This window comes from Pseudomonas alliivorans (assembly GCF_017826695.1).
Classification (GTDB): Bacteria; Pseudomonadota; Gammaproteobacteria; order Pseudomonadales; family Pseudomonadaceae; genus Aquipseudomonas; species Aquipseudomonas alliivorans.
Genome location: NZ_JAFFZW010000002.1, coordinates 547614 through 563316, shown reverse-complemented (window position 1 = coordinate 563316; position 15703 = coordinate 547614). Strand labels below are relative to the sequence as shown.

Here is a 15703-nt window from a genome sequence, read left to right as displayed (position 1 = left end):
CCCGCCCAGGCGGGGGCTGTTGCGAAGTGCTGTTTACGACTGTTTACGGGCTTCAGTCATCTTGCGTGTCATGACCTGACTGAACAGATCTTCAAGTGCTTCGATATCCTGCGCCGGCAATGCCTCGATACAGGCCAGGCCCATTAAAAAACCTTCGCCCACACCACCTGCCGTCGCCAGTTCCAGCAGGCCGTCAGCGAATTCAATTCGTTGCACGATTTCTGCCGCCTGGAATTTTATGGCGGGCACGATGGCCATCTCGTCGAGTTTCATCGTTGCGTACCTCGTGAGCTGAGGGCAAACAAGCCGTTCGTCACGCCGTCATTGCACGATTCGAAGCGACCATTTGCTCGCGTGTAAGTTGGCCCCAGGAGGCCGTGAACCGGTCAAACAATGCATTTCGGTTTTGCGCCATACGTGCCTTGTCTGCTGCGTTCACGGCCGACGTCAATTCCGGCAACGTCAATTCGGTGCAGTAGGCCGGTGTGCCTGGTTGCTGACGCCATGAGCCTTCGAGACCACCCGTGGCCAGCGCATCGAAGCCCGTATCTTCTACAAGTCTCTGCGCAATGGCCACCGCAATCACGTTATCGCCCGCTACAGGCAAGGCAATACGTGAAGAAGATCCTGCGGGTTTGCCCTGTTCAACCAGTGTCGCTGCAAGCACCGCGTTCCATGCCTTGACGACGGGACGGCCGATCTGCTCGCTGATCCAGACGCTCTCGGCTTTGCCGTCGTCGATTTCCTTGATCGCTCCATCACGAACAGGGTAGTAGTTGGACGTATCAATCACGACGGTTGACTCGCAGGCTTTGCTCAATGTGTCCCGAAGGTCCGGGTATTTTGCAAAAGGTATCGAGAGAATGACGACGTCAACATCCGCCACCGCGCCTTCCTTGGCCACGGCGCGTGCGCCGAGCTCGTCGGCTAGCGCTTGAATGCTCTTGGGGTCTTTGGAGTTCGCCAGTTTGACGTCATGGCCGCACGCTGCGAGTTTGCGGGCGAGGGTAGAGCCAATGTTGCCTGCGCCGATAATTCCGATTTTCATTTGGATCAACTCCCTACTGTGATTTGGCTGGGTGTGCGAATGCGTTAAGCGTGTCGCGAAGGTCAAGCAAACCCTCGGCAGTGAGCTGACACGCTGATTCGATCTTCTCGGTAATGCCCCAAAGCTCATGCCGCAGCGCCTCGCCTGCGGCAGAAAGCGCCACGAGCACCCGGCGTTCATCGGTTCGATCACGGGTTCGAGTGACTACGCCCAGAACCTCAAGCCTCTTCAACAGCGGCGTAATGGTGCCGGTGTCCATGCCCAGCTTCGTGCCAAGGTCACCCACAGCGCGGGGCTCTGCACGGAAAAGCTCAAGCATCACGAGATACTGGGGGAATGTCAGGCCAAAGGGCTCCAGCAGGGGCTTGTGGAGTCGCGCCATCCGGTTTGCTGCGCTGTAAAGCGCGAAAGACAGTTGCTGGCCGACTTCACGGCGGTCGGGGGTATCGTTTTGATCAGGCATTTATCTAGCTGGCTATTATGTAGTGTGCTAGATAATTTAGCGGGTTTGGCGCGGAAGAGCAAACCATGGGTCTGGCTGACAGTAGGGAGGGTCGGGGTTTTGCGATTTCGTGAGCCCACGAATGCGATCACGCATCAGGTTGCCAGTGTATCGCCCCGACGTGATGCCGCCGGGGCGGTGAGGGCAGGATCAGTGCTGAACGGCCCTGAGCGAATGATGGGCATCACTCTCGGGTTCGGCACAGCCTGAAGGGTTTTCTCCCCATTTTTCAGGGCTGATATCGGCAGCCCGGAGCAACTGTCTGTGATGGTCGATAACGCGTTCAAGCGAATCGATCCGATTCCATGAGTCAGAGGCACCTCTCAACAGATCGGCTATCCGGCTGTCTGCTGCCCTGAGCTTCGTCGAAAGCTTTTCCCGCTCGGCCGAGACGGTGTTGTGCATGTCGATCATCTTGGCCAGGTGCTGGCGATATCGACTTACTTCGGCGCGTAATAATCGGTTTTCCTCATTCACGATATGGGCACGCTGCCGGATCATTTGTTCTTCAGTCGGGTTGTAAGCCCAATCGTCGGCGATATCTGTGTCCATGACTGTATTCTCGATGTCTGTATGGATATACAGTAATCGAGAATTTCTAGTTTGGGGAGTGGTGTTCGTCGGCAGGACGCCGGGGAGGGGAGAAAAAGGTAGATTGCGGAGCGCTAAATAAAATTGCGGAGCAAAAACAAAAAAGGGTCAGGCAGAAAACTGCCTAACCCTTTGATTTAAATGGTGCCCCGAGCCGGGGTCGAACCGGCACGTCCAAAGGACGAGGGATTTTAAGTCCCTTGCGTCTACCAATTTCGCCATCGGGGCGGTAGCGCCAAGTGCGGGGAATATATACATCTCGCCATCGCTAAGCAAGCTCGCACACGCTTCGAAGGGTACAGGATGTGACGCGGGTGTCGAAAAAAATCCTTCGATAAATCAGGGGGCTACGAAATCCTGTCCACGTACTGGGTGTCAGGGCGGCGAGGGCAGCAGTCGTCCAGGCGCTACCGGACATCAACTGGCCGTACGGGACTGGCGTATCTTTCGACACTTTTGTCTGTTTACCGATGTCGATCCGATAAGCGCCAGTTGAAATCTTCTAGGTGATATAGGAAAAAAGTCTCTGCGTGATCAGAGGAGAGGCGTGAGCCTGAAGGCGATGCCCCTGCGGTGACGAGTAAATCCGGTTGGGCAGCCCCGGGCGATCTATGAACAATTTGATTTGAGCGCTGATTTTCACAGCGGGCATGGACGGTCAGGGTCATGAGCGATATAGGCACGAGATTGAAGCAGGAGCGCAAGCGTCTGGGGCTTTTACAGCGTGAACTCGGACACTTCGGAGGTGTTGCTGCCAATGCACAGGGAAAGTATGAAAGTGGTGAGCGTGTACCCAGGGCCGATTACCTGGCTGCGGTTGCCAATGTGGGGGTGGATGTTCTGTATGTGTTGACTGGCAGGCGCGCGGCCGGCGTTGAACTGGAGAGCATTGTGCAACGGATGAGCTGCGCAGTAGGCTCGTCTGATGTCATCTTTGTGGAGGTTCAGCATGCGGTGCGTCACCTTGTGGCGACGATCGAAGAGCTGTCCCATGCCTATGACACGGGGGGCAGAGAGGCGCAGGCCAGTATCGTGGAGTTGCCGGTCACGGCAGAGCAGTGACCGGTACAGCCGAGTGGTTTCAAAAAGCGATCAGGCTTTGACCTTCTCGGCCTCAGCCTCGATGCGGTCCGCCAGCGTGCGCAGGTAGCTGGCCAGCGCGACTTCTTCCAGCCTCAGTCCCTTGCGCTGTCTGAGGCGCGGGAGCTTGGCCAGATTGCCGAGCAGAAAGCCCTCGAGCACCGCTGGATGGATGTAGCACTTGCGGCAGATGGCGGGGGTGTTGCCCAGCTGTTTCGAAACGGCCTTGACCATGTCGACGATGTGCTTTTTCGCGTCGGCTTCCGGCTCCCAATGCAGTTTCTGAAGGGTAGCCAACGCCAGCGCGCTTGCAGCCCAGGTTCTATAGTCCTTGGCTGTGAAGTCCGATCCCGTAAGGCTTTGCAGGTAAGCATTGATGTCCGAAGACGTGACCGTATGGCGCACGCCATCATCGTCCAGGTACTGAAACAGATTCTGGCCGGGCAGTTCCATGCAGCGTTTGATCACGTTGGCCAGGCGCCGGTCTTTTACCGTGACACTGTGCTCGACGCCACTCTTGCCGCGAAACTCGAACATGATTTGCCCGCCTTTCACTTCGACGTGCTTGTTGCGCAGTGTGGTCAGGCCATAGGAGCGATTTTCCTTGGCGTACTGGCTGTTGCCGATGCGGATCAGCGTGGCATCGAGCAATGAAACCACCGTCGCCATGACCTTTTCCCTGCCCATGCCTGGCTGGGCGAGCTGTGCCTCGATCTGCTTGCGAACCTTGGGCAAGGCATGGCCGAACTCGATCATGCGCGAATACTTGTCCTGATCGCGGATCTCGCGCCAGCGCGGGTGATAGCGGTACTGCTTGCGGCCACGCGCATCACGCCCCGTTGCTTGCAGATGGCCATTGGGATCGGCGCAGATCCAGACGTCGGCGTAGGCGGGCGGCACGGCGAGCGCATTGATGCGCTTGATCTCCGACTCGTCCTTGATGCGCTCGCCCTTGGTGTCGAAGTAGGCGAACTTGCCGCGCAGTATCTTGCGCGAGAACCCCGGCTGGCTGTCGTCTACATAATGCAGGTCGCTGGCGAGTGGACTGATGATGGTCGAGTCAGGCATGGCAGAATTCCAGAGGCAGTTAAAAGCACTGACCGCGACGTTTTGCGGTGGTGCCGTTTATTTGCATCTGGTGTGCGACCGATCGCCATTACGCGAGTACGGCCACGGCCTTGATCTGCGCCCAAAGCGATTGCCCGCGATGCAGTTTCAGATGATCGCAGGAATAACGGGTGATACGGGCCAACAATGGCGTCCCGCCTGCGTCCAGCCGGACCATTACATGGGCCGAGTTGTCGGCAACCATTTCTTCTACGACTGTCACCGGTAATCGGTTCAGGATGCTGCTCTGATCGTCCGGCTGCAGATTGAGGCTGATATCACGGGCCTGCACCTTGATGCGCAGCGGCGTGCCTGGCTGCATGTCGGCATGTGCTACGCGCATCGAGAGCTTGCTGTCGGGCAGGGTGATGGTCAGCAGTTGGTAGTGAGGATCGTAGGCGCTTACCGTGCCATCGATCACGACACCTGCGTCATCGCCCATGGCCAGCGGTAGATCAAGGCGCGCCAGGGTTTCCCGGATAGGCCCGCTGGCCAGCACGCTGCCAGCCTCAAGCACTACCAGATGATCGGCCAGACGCGCCACTTCGTCCTGAGCATGGCTGACATAGAGCATCGGAATATCCAGCGCCCTGTGCAGACGTTCCAGATAGGGGAGGATTTCGCTTTTACGACGACTGTCCAGCGCTGACAGCGGTTCATCCAGCAGCATCAGGCGCGGACTGGTCAGCAGCGCACGGGCGATGCCGACGCGCTGACGCTCACCGCCGGAAAGCTTGTCAGGGCGTCGGTCGAGCAAGTGATCGATACCCAGCAACTTAGTAGCCTGCTGTAACTCAATGCTGCGCCGATTGCGGGCAATCCGTTTGAAGCCGAACTCCAGATTGTCCCTGACGGACAGGTGCGCAAACAGGCTGGCTTCCTGAAACACATAGCCTATGGAGCGTTTGTGGGGTGCCAGAAAGATGTTCTTGCTGGTGTCCTGCCAGACTTCGTCGTTGACCCGGATGACCCCTTCGTGCGCCTTTTCCAGACCTGCGATGCAGCGCAGGCAGGTGGTCTTGCCTGAGCCCGAAGGGCCGTAAAGCGCGGTCACGCCGGAGCCGGGCAATGTCAGGTCCAGGTCCAGGTGGAAGTCGGGATAGTTCATCTGCAGGCGTACGTCGACACGCGATGCCATGGCTCAACTCCAACCTGTTCTGGATTTGCCACTGGAATAGAGCGCCAGCAGGACCAGAAATGAAAAGACCAGCATTGCTCCGGCCAGCCAGTGGGCCTGCAGGTATTCCATGGATTCGACGTGGTCGAAGATCTGCACCGACACCACCCGGGTCTTCTCGGGGATGTTGCCACCGATCATCAATACCACCCCAAATTCACCGACCGTGTGCGCAAACCCTAAAATCGCGCCGGTAATAAAGCCGGGTTTTGCCAGCGGCACGATCACATGGAAGAACGTGTCCCATGGGCCTGCCCGCAACGTTGCGGCCACTTCCAGCGGGCGTGGGCCGATGGCTGAAAAGGCGTTTTGCAGAGGTTGCACCACGAATGGCATCGAGTAGAGAACCGAGCCGATCACCAGACCGGTAAAGCTGAACGTCAGCGTTCCCAGCCCCAGACTCTGGGTGAGTTGACCGATGGCACCGTTGGGCCCGAGCAGCAGCAACAGATAGAACCCGATGACGGTGGGCGGCAGAACGAGGGGCAGGGCGACGACGGCACCGACCGGACCCTTGAGCCACGAGTCGGTGCGCGACAGCCACAGCGCGATGGGCGTGCCGATCACCAGCAGGATCACGGTGGTCAACGAGGCGAGTTTCAGCGTCAGCCAGATCGCCGCGATGTCGGCGCTTCCCAGCGGCATTTACAACTGGTATCCGTACGACTTGATGATGGCGGCCGCTTGCGGGCCCTTCAGGTAGTCGACCAGCGCCTTGGCTGCCGCGCTGTCCTTGCCCTTGTTGAGAATCACTGCATCCTGTTTGATCGGGTCATGCAAGGCAGCCGGAACGATCCATGCTGAGCCGCTGGTCAGTTTGCCGTCCTTGTAAATCTGCGACAGGGCGACGAAACCCAGTTCCGCATTGCCGGTGGAGACGAACTGATAAGCCTGAGTGATGCTCTGGCCTTCGACGATTTTCGCCTTGGTGGTTTCTGTCAGGCCCAGCTTGCCCAGCACCTGAGTGGCCGCCAGCCCGTAAGGCGCGGTCTTGGGGTTGGCAATGGACAGGTGCTCGTACTGGTGGGTCTTGAGCACGTTGCCTTGATCGTCGACGTACCCTGGCCTGGCAGACCACAGCGCGAGCGTGCCAATGGCGTAAGTGAAGCGCGAGCCCTTGACGGTGTCGCCTTCCTGTTCGAGTTTTGCAGGCGTGGTGTCATCGGCCGACAGGAATACTTCGAATGGCGCGCCATTCTTGATCTGGGTGTAAATCTGGCCTGTCGCACCAAAGGCGGCGACCAGCTTGTGACCGGTATCGCGCTCGAAATCCTTGGCGATGGCCTGGACAGGTGCCGTGAAGTTGGCGGCTACGGCGACCTGAACCTCGTCGGCGAAGACAGAAGAGGTGCTGGCGAGCGTGACAGCAAGCGCGGTGAATTTCAGAACGGTTCGCAGCGGGGACGCGTGCATGCAGCAACTCCGGTAGATGAATGATGCGGCGCCGTACAGAAGGCGTTTCGCTATATATTTAAATATATAGCGATCCTTCCTCTTTCTGAAAGCGATGTTTCAAGCGCGATTCAAAATGCGCAGTGCGTTGTCCGCCAGTTGCCGGGTCAGTTCACCCGCCGTGAGCGAGTGCTTGATACCGACCGCCTGGCCGGCCCAGAGGTTCATGAAGTCGCCGTTGCCCTGAGGTTCGGCCTTGGCCCGCAACGGCATCAGCGCGCCGCCAGCCAGCGGGAAGGTCGGTGCCAGCGGGCTCATCGGGCCGACCTCACGCATGATCCGGTTCATGATGCCGCGCGCCGGGCGGCCGGTGAACAGGTTGGTCACCGCCGTCTCGCTGTCCTTGGCCACACTGAGCGCCTGGCGATGTGGCTTGCTGACCCTGGCTTCCGGGCAGAACAGATACGCCGTGCCCACTTGCACAGCACAGGCGCCCAATACGAACGCCGCCGCTACGCCGCGCCCATCGGCAATACCGCCTGCTGCGATCACCGGAACGTCGACAGCGTCAGCGACCTGAGGCACCAGTGCAAACGTGCCCACTTGGGTGTGCAACTGATCGCTGAGAAACAGTCCACGGTGCCCGCCTGCTTCATAGCCCATGGCGATGATTGCATCGCAGCCGCGCTGTTCCAGCCAGATGGCTTCTTCAACGGTGGTCGCTGAAGAAATGATCTTCGCGCCGGTGGCGCGCACGCGGTCCAGTAGCGCCTGCTCGGGAAGGCCGAAGTGAAAGCTCACGACTTCAGGTTTCAACTCCTCTACTAGCGCGCAACTGTCACTGTCGAACGGTGCGCGATTGGAAGCCGGCGTCGGTGCATCGAAGTCTGCACCCAGTTCTTCGTAGTAGGGTTTTAGCGTCATCTTCCAGCGATCGGCTTGCAGCGCGTCAAAAGGCGGCGGCTGGTGGCAGAAGAAATTCAGATTCAGCGGCGCGCTGCTGTCCTGCCTGAAGGCCGTCACTTCTTCACGGACTTGCTCAAGGGTGAGCAGGGCGCATGGCAACGACGCCAGACCGCCCGCATTGGCAACGGCAATTGCCATGGACGATCCGGTCGCGCCAGCCATCGGGGCGTGGAGAATCGGCAATTCGATATTGAAGAGTTCCAGAATGCGAGTGTCTGGCCAAAGGCTCATGCGGGGGCTCCTGATCCGTGGCAGTAAGAAAGCTTTCATTTGAGCGCGGCATGCAGGGTTTGGCAATCGACTCGTTCGGCAGGTTGCAGCGGTTACTGACGGTCCTGTTGACATAAGAGACGATCGGTCTAATATCGTCTGCATGACGACATTACCCAACCCGGCGGTCCAGCCCCGCCGTCCCGGCCGCCCACCCAAAGTGGACCGCGACAATCTCGAAACTCGTGAAACGCTGCTGCGTCGCGGCCTTGAAGTGCTGACGGAACAGGGCTTTTCCGCGACCGGGATTGACTACATTCTCAAGGAAATTGGCGTCCCCAAAGGGTCGTTCTACCACTACTTTCCCAGTAAGGAAGCGTTCGGTCGCGCTGTCCTGGACGAATACTGCCGATATTTCGCGCAACGTCTGGACCGGTGGTTTCTGGACGAAAGCCTCTCGCCTCTGGAACGACTGGTCGGTTTCGTGCAAAGCGCCAAGGCAGGCATGGCCCGTCACGATTATCGACGCGGTTGCATGGTCGGTAACCTGGGGCAGGAAGTCTGCCTGCTGCCGGACGCTTTCCGCGAGGTTCTGGAGCAGACATTGCTCGATTGGCAATCCAGGCTCGCCGTTTGCCTGCGTGCTGCTCAAAAGCATGGCGAACTGGCCGGGGATGCGAACTGCAATGAGCTGGCTGCATTTTTCTGGATCGGTTGGGAGGGCGCCGTGCTGCGTGCCCGGTTGGTCAAGAGCGATACCCCGTTGAACACATTCATTGCCGGCTTCCTTCGCGGATTGCCTCAATGAGCTTTGTGGTCTATTTAAAGACGATCGGTCTAAATTGGAGGCAACCATGCCGGTAAGCACATTCAACGCCATTGTGATTGATAAGGATGAGTCGGGTTATCACGTGAAGCTGACTGCCGTGGACGCGGCGGACCTGCCGCAGGGCGACGTCACCGTGCTTGTTTCCCACAGTACGCTCAACTACAAGGACGCACTGGCGCTGACCGGTCAGAGCCCCATTGTCCGCAAGTTTCCCATGGTGCCGGGTATCGATCTGGCGGGTGTCGTCGAGCACAGCCAGGCTTCGGCCTTCAAACCCGGTGACAAAGTGTTGTTGAACGGCTGGGGTGTGGGCGAAGGGCACTGGGGCGGTCTCGCGCAAAGGGCCCGGCTGAAGAGTGAATGGCTGATTCCACTGCCGGATGCGTTCACGCCCAGTCAGGCAATGGCCATCGGCACGGCAGGTTACACGGCGATGCTCAGTGTCATTGCGCTGGAAAAGCATGGCGTGAAGCCTGAACACGGTGAGGTACTGGTGACCGGGGCCAATGGAGGGGTGGGCAGCTTCGCCATCGCCATTCTGGCGAAGCTCGGCTATCAGGTCGTCGCCTCCACAGGGCGTGTCGCGGAAAGTGACTATCTGAAGCAGTTGGGCGCTGCGCGGATCATCGACAGAACCACGCTGTCCGAGCCGGGTCGTCCATTGGCCAGGGAACAGTGGGCCGCTGCCGTGGACTCGGTGGGCAGCCACACGCTGGTCAACGTCTGCGCCGGGATCAAGTACCGCGGCATCGTTGCCGCCTGCGGCCTGGCGCAGGGTATGGATTTTCCGGGCTCGGTGGCGCCGTTCATTCTGCGCGGGGTGACGCTGGCCGGGATCGACAGCGTCACCCGGCCTCACTCGGATCGTGTTGAAGCCTGGTCGAGACTGGCCGCCGATCTGGATGCTTCGTTGCTGCCACTGATCAGTCGGGAGATCGGCCTGAGTGAAGTGATCGACATCGCGCCGCAACTGATTGCCGGTCAGGTGCGCGGTCGCGTGGTGGTGGATACCGGTCGATAGGGTAAACAGGCTGGACGTGTTTGCCCGGAGCAAAGGCTTTGCTCACTTCGGCCCCTCACAGCAACTCGCCGGGGGGGCGAAGGTGGCTGAGCCTTGCGCTCGGCTCACTGACCGGGATAACCATTCGTTCAGGTATCAAGGTGTTACGCAGGTTTGATCAGGTGCAGCGTGCTAAAGTCAGTGCTCTGAACCGATTGAACGTGTCTGGCTGTTTGGCTGGCACTTGCACCACAAAGGCCTTGTCCGACATGTCGCACGATCCATCCTCCGACCAGGCTGCAAGCCCCAGGCAGTCGCCTTCGTTACCGGACGTCAGCAATCCGCTGCAGCTTTACCTGGCCCGTCTCGCTCCCTCCAGCCGTCTGACCATGAAATACGTTCTGCAGGACGCTGCCGACCGGCTGGGGATGGTCGATGTCGACATCTTCGACATACCCTGGCACACCCTGCAACCCGGTCATGTGACCGCACTGGTTTCGGCGTTGCGCGAGGATGACTACGCGCCCAATACTACCTCGCTGTACGTCAACGCGATTCGCGGTGTGATGAACGAAGCGTGGCGCCATGACCTGATCAGCCACGATCAGTTGCTGAAAATCCGCTCCATCAAACCGGTTAACGGGACGCGGTTGGCAAAGGGAAGGAATATTCGGCGCACACTCATTCGCGAATTGATGGAAGTCTGCGCCGCCGATCCCAGGCCGCAAGGTCGGCGGGACGCGGCGATCATCGCGATTCTGTACGGTTCGGGAATGCGCAAGTCGGAATCGGTGAATCTGGACCTGGCTCAGGTGGACTTTGCCGAGCGCAGCCTGCGGGTGACGGGCAAGGGCAACAAGCAACTGATCAAATACGCGCCCGAGTGGGCATTCGGCGCGCTGAATGACTGGCTGGAACTGCGTCGCTCCTGCCTGCCGCCGGGGCAGGACGATGATCCTTTCTTGTTCAACCGGATTCGCCGGGGCAGCAACATCACCCGTGAGCGCATCACCAAGCACGCGATCTATTTCATTGCCAAACAGCGTGGGCAGCAGGTGGGTGTCAACATCATGCCTCACGACTTCCGACGCTCGTTCATTACACGGGTCATCGAAGAATACGATTTGTCGATCGCTCAGAAGCTGGCCCATCACACGCACATCGCAACCACTGCCAGCTACGACATGCGCAGCGAGAACGAGCGACGCAACGTGGTGGACCGCTTCGATCTGTAGCGTCGATCCACAGGCAAAAAAAAAGCCACCTCACTGGGGTGTGGGGTGGCTTAAAGATCTAACCAAAGGAGTGATGAAGAAGAGCAAATATTCATCGGCATCGCGATGCGGATTCGCGCCGCCGGGAAACATGTTCATTCATCGAAGGCAACAGTAACACCGGCCGCAAAAAACCGATTATCAGCATTGTCGATAGTGACTATCACCGAGCGTAACTTGCTGCAAACCCGGGCATTGCCCGGCATGTTCCGCGTCCTGAAACGCTCTTACCTCATTGTTAACGTCAAGATGCACTAAGGCAGAACATAAGCCTTTGGATCAAACGTTCTCCAGAATTCAGACGCCTGCAAAAGCGAATACGTTGCGGTATAGCCGTACGGAGTCGTAGGTTTGTCTGCGGCTGTTTACGCGCGCGGCCATTCAGAAAGTCGATTCGACCGCTCTGATCTATCAAGGGATCGGATAGCCAATTGTTGCCGCGAATTTCATGCTTTGCCCCACTTACAACACACGGGTCTGAGCATGGAAAAGTTCGATATACACCGTAAAACCGACTTCGATGCCCTGGTACATGAGTATGGGCTCGACGGCAGTCGTCTATTGCCCTGGGAAGGCTACCCGATGCCGTTTGCAGGCGGCTGGTGTGTGGTGCGTCCGGGTACCCGCAGCGAGGCGCATACCCAGATCGATCAGGAAATATTCATCGCCATCAAAGGCAGTGCCCGACTGGTGGTGGGCGACAAGGTCATGCCGTTCAACGTGGGCGACATCGCGGCCATTCCGAAACATACCAACCATTACGTCATTAATGATTCCGATGAGGACTTTCATTTCTACGTGGTGTGGTGGGACATGAACTACGTCAATGCGTTCGTCGAGCAACACTGCGAAACCACGGGGTGCCTCGATGACTAAGTACATTGTCACCATCACGCCGCCCACGCCCAACGGCGATTTGCACATCGGTCATATTGCAGGTCCGTTTCTGGCTGCCGATGTCTTCACCCGCGTTCAACGTCAGCGCGGTCACGAGTGTGTGCTGCTGTCCTACTCGGACGACTATCAGTCATACATGTTGCGCAAGGGCCTGGAAACCGGCATTGACTCGGTAGAACTTGCCAATCGCAACTCGGACCGGATCGAAGCCTCGCTGGCGGCGATCAACATCCAGCCGGACAACTGGATGCGGCCTTACGACAACCATTGGTTCGCCGAGGCGGTTGCCGACGTGTTCAACAAAGTCCGCGATGCAGGGCTGATCGAGTTTCGCGATTCGAGCGAACCTTACTGCCCTGACTGCGATGTCTGGGGTTACGAAGCGTTTGCGCGCGGCAACTGCAATTACTGCGGAGTCGAGTCCGACGCCAGCCAGTGCGAAAACTGCGCTCAGGCACCTGACGCGCAGTTGATGACGGGGCTGCACTGCAAGCTGTGCAAACAGCCTTCGCAATGGAAAACCGCACACCGAGCATTCCTGAAACTGGCAGCCTGCAAGCCTGCGCTGCGTGACCGGCTGCTGGACCGCCAGTGGCGCAGTCCGCTGAACGCCTGGTTGCGCGACACCCTGGAGCACATCCACGACTGGGGCGTCACACGTCCGCACGATGGCGGCCTCGATCTTGAGGCTGACGGCTCGTGCCGGGTGCACACCTGGTTCATGGGGCTGCCCGGCTATATGGCCGCGTTTCGCGAATACGCCGACCGCATCGGTCGTCCGGAGCTGTTCCGTCAGTACTGGCAGTCGGGGCAGGGCACGCTGGTGCATTTTCTTGGCTTCGATTGCGTATTCAGCCACGCCGTTGTCTACCCGGCGCAGCTGTCAGTGATGGATGACATCCGCGTTCAACAGCGCTTTGTGCCCAACCAGTTTCTCAAGCTGGACGGACTCAATCTGTCGACCAGCCGCAATCACGCCATCTGGGTCGGGGATCTGGCCCGCGAAGCCTGTGCCGACAGCGCCCGTCTGTATCTGGCGAGCATCGCGCCGGAGGAGAGCGAGGGCGACTTTCGTCTGCAGCACTTTCTGAAATGGCGCGCGGACGTGTTCGAAGCGTTCTTCCCGGCCTTGCTCGCAACCGGCGAGCAGCGCGACAGCAGTTGGTGGAGCGGTGTGTGCGGTGCCGACGCCGGTCTGCTGGAAGCGCTGCGTCTGCAGTGGAGCAAGGCCTGCGAGCCGAATCAGTTTTCCATGAAAGGCATGGCGCAGGTGCTGCTGGATGTGATTGCCATCACTCGCACGCGCCTGGCGGAAGGGCGACAGGTCAGCCATCTCGCAGCCTTCATCGCGGTCATCGGCAAGGCGCTGATCCCCGAGATGTCGGCACGGATTGTCACCGCCTTCGATTTGCCCGAAGCCCGGGTCAACGCCACGGTCATGTCGGGATCGGCTGCCGAATACTCCATCTGAACGGACTCTCCACGATGTTCATCGAACATGAAATAGCGGTCATAGGCGCCGGGATCACCGGTGCCAGTATCGCGGCGAAGCTATGCAGCGCAGGGGTGTCGGTCGCGCTGATCGACAAGGGGGCAGCAGGCAGCCTCGGGGCCAGCGGCTACTCCGGCGGGCTGGTGCGCCTGTACGACAACGATCCGCTACTGATGGAGCTGGCGGCTTATTCCATCGGCCGGATGGAAGAGGGCGTGTTCGCCACGACTTACCGCCAGGCACTCAGGCGCACCGGTGTTATCTACCGCGCGGCCCCCGATCAACTGGACAACCTGTGCCGCGCCATCGAGCACTATGGCAGTGAGCGGTATCCCATGCGCCTTTTGAGCCGTCGCGAGCTGGACGGCAGCCGTTATCCACGCTGCCCGGACGAAGAGCGGGTCAATCTGTTCGAGTCGCACGCCTGTGTCGGCAATGTGCGCCAGGCGGTGGCCGCGTTGTGTGGCGTGGTGCGTCAGCACGGCTTGCTGCTGGAACATCGCGAGATCAAGGCCATCGATTGCCGGGCCCGCGACCTGGTACACATCGAACTGGGCGATGTGACCGTGCGGTGTCGCGCGGTGGTCGTGGCAGCCGGGGCCTGGAGTCGGTTACTGGTGCCGAATCTGGCGCTGGAAGCGCGTTCGATTCCGCTGGCACGGGTCATGACCGACAGCGATTGGTCCATGCCATTGATCGATGCCGTCACCCAGAGCTACGGCATCCCGCTGACCCGCAACATCGTGCAGACCGGTTGCGGCCTGCGCGACAGCGGTGTGTGGCCGGAGCACCTCGCATTGCCGGACGCACGCCATGCCGAGGACGCTCGCAAGCGCGTTGCGCAGTTGTCCGACACCTGGGCGGCCCAGGTGCGTGTGCTGGACGTCCTGCCGGGCTTTGACAGCTACAGCGTGGATGGGCGTCCGTTGCTGGGCTTTTGTGACGAACAGAGCCCGATTTATGTGGCGGCCGGCATGTCCGGGCTGGGCTTCAAGTTCGCGCCGGGCGTTGCGCATATCGCGTTTGATCAGTTGCGCGATCGCCTGTCGGGGCAGCGTACGCCATGTCCCGGCTGGTCGGCACTTGCGCCGGATCCCTTGCGGTGCAGCCCGGATCAGCAGGGCGTGCGGCCATGAGCGTCGTCTTGCCGGAACCTGAAGCCTTGCGGGTCGGCGTCAGTGCGTTGTTCGACCCGAATGACACGCCCCATGCCCGGACCTTTCTCAGGGCAATGGCCGTGGCGCGCAACGTCATTCCGGGGCTGGGCCGCGTGCAGTGGCGCTTTCTCGATGACGGTGCCAGTGCCGGCCGAGGTGCCGAAGTGGCGCAGCAGATGATCGACTGGCAGGCAGATCTGGTCATCGGTCACTTTTCGTCCGATGCCGCCATCGGCGCGGCTGCGCTGTATCAACGGGCAGGTATTGCGCTGCTGACGCCTGCGGCGACCATTGATCGACTCACGATCGAGCACCCCAACGTGTTCAGGTTTTGCCCGTCGGACCGGCAACTGGCTGTAGACCTGACGCGATGGCTTTCAGCTCGTCAGTGGCATGCCGTGCACCTTCAAGCGGATGGCAGCGCCCATGGCCAGGCGCTCATCGTGGCAATCGGCGATGCGCTTGAAACCGCTGGCCTGCGTGTAGCGAGCGAACGGGAGCACGCCGATGTGGAAGTGTTCGCCGGGCGTCTGCACCCCAGTCGCGAGCATTGGCGGGCGCGACGTCAGGCAGGCAGTACCCGGCCGCTGGTTCTGACCGACGACGCCGCCTCGCCGCACTTGGGCTGTGCGTCTGCCCATGACAGCAACACCTGGGTCATCGGTTTCGGCGTGCCGCCCGGCACGCAACAGAGTGCCGCAGCACAGGCATTGCACCCGTCGCTGTTCGGCGTCATGCCACAGACCTATTACCGGGAAAGCCTGCTGATGCTCCACGTGCTGGCAATCCTGGCCAACAACGCGTGGCGCGGGAAGCAGCTGCTGGATGTGCTGAACCGCACCCTCTTCAGTACGCCGCTGGGCGAGGTCAGCTTTGATCGGGGCGAATACCGCGGCGCATTCAACAGTGTCTGGAAAGTCGGTCCCGAGGGGCTGATTCCGGAACCTTTCTGATGTTCACGACCGCTTTTCAAGGCGTTAC

Annotated in this window: 17 protein-coding genes and 1 tRNA gene; 8 read left to right on the top strand and 10 right to left on the bottom strand. The window is 59.7% G+C overall.

The genetic code is table 11. The features are described 5' to 3' along the window. Positions 1–33: 33 nt before the first annotated feature. From JTJ32_RS07095 to JTJ32_RS07075, 5 genes are all read right to left on the bottom strand, one after another. Positions 34–273, bottom strand: coding sequence for a hypothetical protein (locus JTJ32_RS07095; protein WP_210041565.1), 240 nt, complete (start codon positions 271–273; stop codon positions 34–36). A 40-nt stretch (positions 274–313) separates the two neighbouring features. After that, positions 314–1048: an NADPH-dependent F420 reductase gene (locus tag JTJ32_RS07090; RefSeq protein WP_236059210.1), complete on the bottom strand. Its 735-nt coding sequence runs from the start codon at positions 1046–1048 to the stop codon at positions 314–316. 13 nt (positions 1049–1061) lie between these two features. Continuing rightward, on the bottom strand, positions 1062–1511 hold the full coding sequence (locus JTJ32_RS07085; protein WP_143518946.1) for a MarR family winged helix-turn-helix transcriptional regulator: 450 nt from the start codon (positions 1509–1511) through the stop codon (positions 1062–1064). A 189-nt stretch (positions 1512–1700) separates the two neighbouring features. Further along, the gene (locus JTJ32_RS07080) at positions 1701–2102 is read right to left on the bottom strand and encodes a hypothetical protein (RefSeq protein WP_184322648.1); all 402 of its coding nucleotides are present in this window, start codon (positions 2100–2102) and stop codon (positions 1701–1703) included. A 181-nt stretch (positions 2103–2283) separates the two neighbouring features. After that, positions 2284–2369 (bottom strand) — tRNA-Leu (locus JTJ32_RS07075). Between the two features lie 438 nt (positions 2370–2807). Between JTJ32_RS07075 and JTJ32_RS07070 the strand changes: the two genes are divergently transcribed. Beyond that, positions 2808–3203 (top strand): helix-turn-helix domain-containing protein, encoded by a 396-nt coding sequence (locus tag JTJ32_RS07070; RefSeq protein ID WP_099227622.1) that lies wholly within the window; start codon positions 2808–2810, stop codon positions 3201–3203. A 30-nt stretch (positions 3204–3233) separates the two neighbouring features. Here the strand turns inward: JTJ32_RS07070 and JTJ32_RS07065 are convergent, their stop codons facing one another. From JTJ32_RS07065 to JTJ32_RS07045, 5 genes are all read right to left on the bottom strand, one after another. Beyond that, complete coding sequence (locus JTJ32_RS07065; RefSeq protein WP_210041563.1) at positions 3234–4289, bottom strand: DNA topoisomerase IB; 1056 nt, start codon at positions 4287–4289, stop codon at positions 3234–3236. Positions 4290–4377: 88 nt separating this feature from the next. Then, positions 4378–5466 carry a molybdenum ABC transporter ATP-binding protein gene (modC, locus tag JTJ32_RS07060; protein WP_210041562.1) on the bottom strand — a complete coding sequence of 363 codons (1089 nt, stop codon included), beginning with the start codon at positions 5464–5466 and terminating at the stop codon, positions 4378–4380. 3 nt (positions 5467–5469) lie between these two features. Then, the gene (gene modB / locus JTJ32_RS07055; protein WP_210041561.1) at positions 5470–6150 is read right to left on the bottom strand and encodes a molybdate ABC transporter permease subunit; all 681 of its coding nucleotides are present in this window, start codon (positions 6148–6150) and stop codon (positions 5470–5472) included. Beyond that, entirely contained in the window at positions 6151–6918 is a 768-nt protein-coding gene (modA, locus tag JTJ32_RS07050; RefSeq protein WP_210041560.1) for a molybdate ABC transporter substrate-binding protein, read from the bottom strand. A gap of 99 nt (positions 6919–7017) precedes the next feature. After that, a complete protein-coding gene (locus tag JTJ32_RS07045; protein ID WP_210041558.1) occupies positions 7018–8094 on the bottom strand; it encodes an NAD(P)H-dependent flavin oxidoreductase in 1077 nt (358 codons plus the stop codon). Between the two features lie 142 nt (positions 8095–8236). Here JTJ32_RS07045 and acuR point away from each other — a divergent pair, with 142 nt between their 5' ends. From acuR to JTJ32_RS07010, 7 genes are all read left to right on the top strand, one after another. After that, entirely contained in the window at positions 8237–8881 is a 645-nt protein-coding gene (gene acuR / locus JTJ32_RS07040; protein ID WP_210041556.1) for an acrylate utilization transcriptional regulator AcuR, read from the top strand. A 46-nt stretch (positions 8882–8927) separates the two neighbouring features. Further along, entirely contained in the window at positions 8928–9923 is a 996-nt protein-coding gene (gene acuI, locus JTJ32_RS07035) for an acrylyl-CoA reductase (NADPH) (RefSeq protein WP_210041555.1), read from the top strand. A 248-nt stretch (positions 9924–10171) separates the two neighbouring features. Next, positions 10172–11137, top strand: a complete 966-nt coding sequence (locus JTJ32_RS07030; protein WP_099227614.1) for a site-specific integrase — start codon at positions 10172–10174, stop codon at positions 11135–11137. A 522-nt stretch (positions 11138–11659) separates the two neighbouring features. Next, positions 11660–12052 carry a cupin domain-containing protein gene (locus JTJ32_RS07025; protein WP_099227613.1) on the top strand — a complete coding sequence of 131 codons (393 nt, stop codon included), beginning with the start codon at positions 11660–11662 and terminating at the stop codon, positions 12050–12052. Next, positions 12045–13544, top strand: coding sequence for a methionine--tRNA ligase (locus JTJ32_RS07020; RefSeq protein ID WP_210041554.1), 1500 nt, complete (start codon positions 12045–12047; stop codon positions 13542–13544). Before JTJ32_RS07025 ends, JTJ32_RS07020 begins: the two co-directional genes overlap by 8 nt. 14 nt (positions 13545–13558) lie before the next feature. After that, a complete protein-coding gene (locus JTJ32_RS07015) occupies positions 13559–14701 on the top strand; it encodes an NAD(P)/FAD-dependent oxidoreductase (RefSeq protein WP_210041553.1) in 1143 nt (380 codons plus the stop codon). Continuing rightward, complete coding sequence (locus JTJ32_RS07010; protein WP_210041552.1) at positions 14698–15675, top strand: ABC transporter substrate-binding protein; 978 nt, start codon at positions 14698–14700, stop codon at positions 15673–15675. Before JTJ32_RS07015 ends, JTJ32_RS07010 begins: the two co-directional genes overlap by 4 nt. Positions 15676–15703 lie beyond the last annotated feature (28 nt).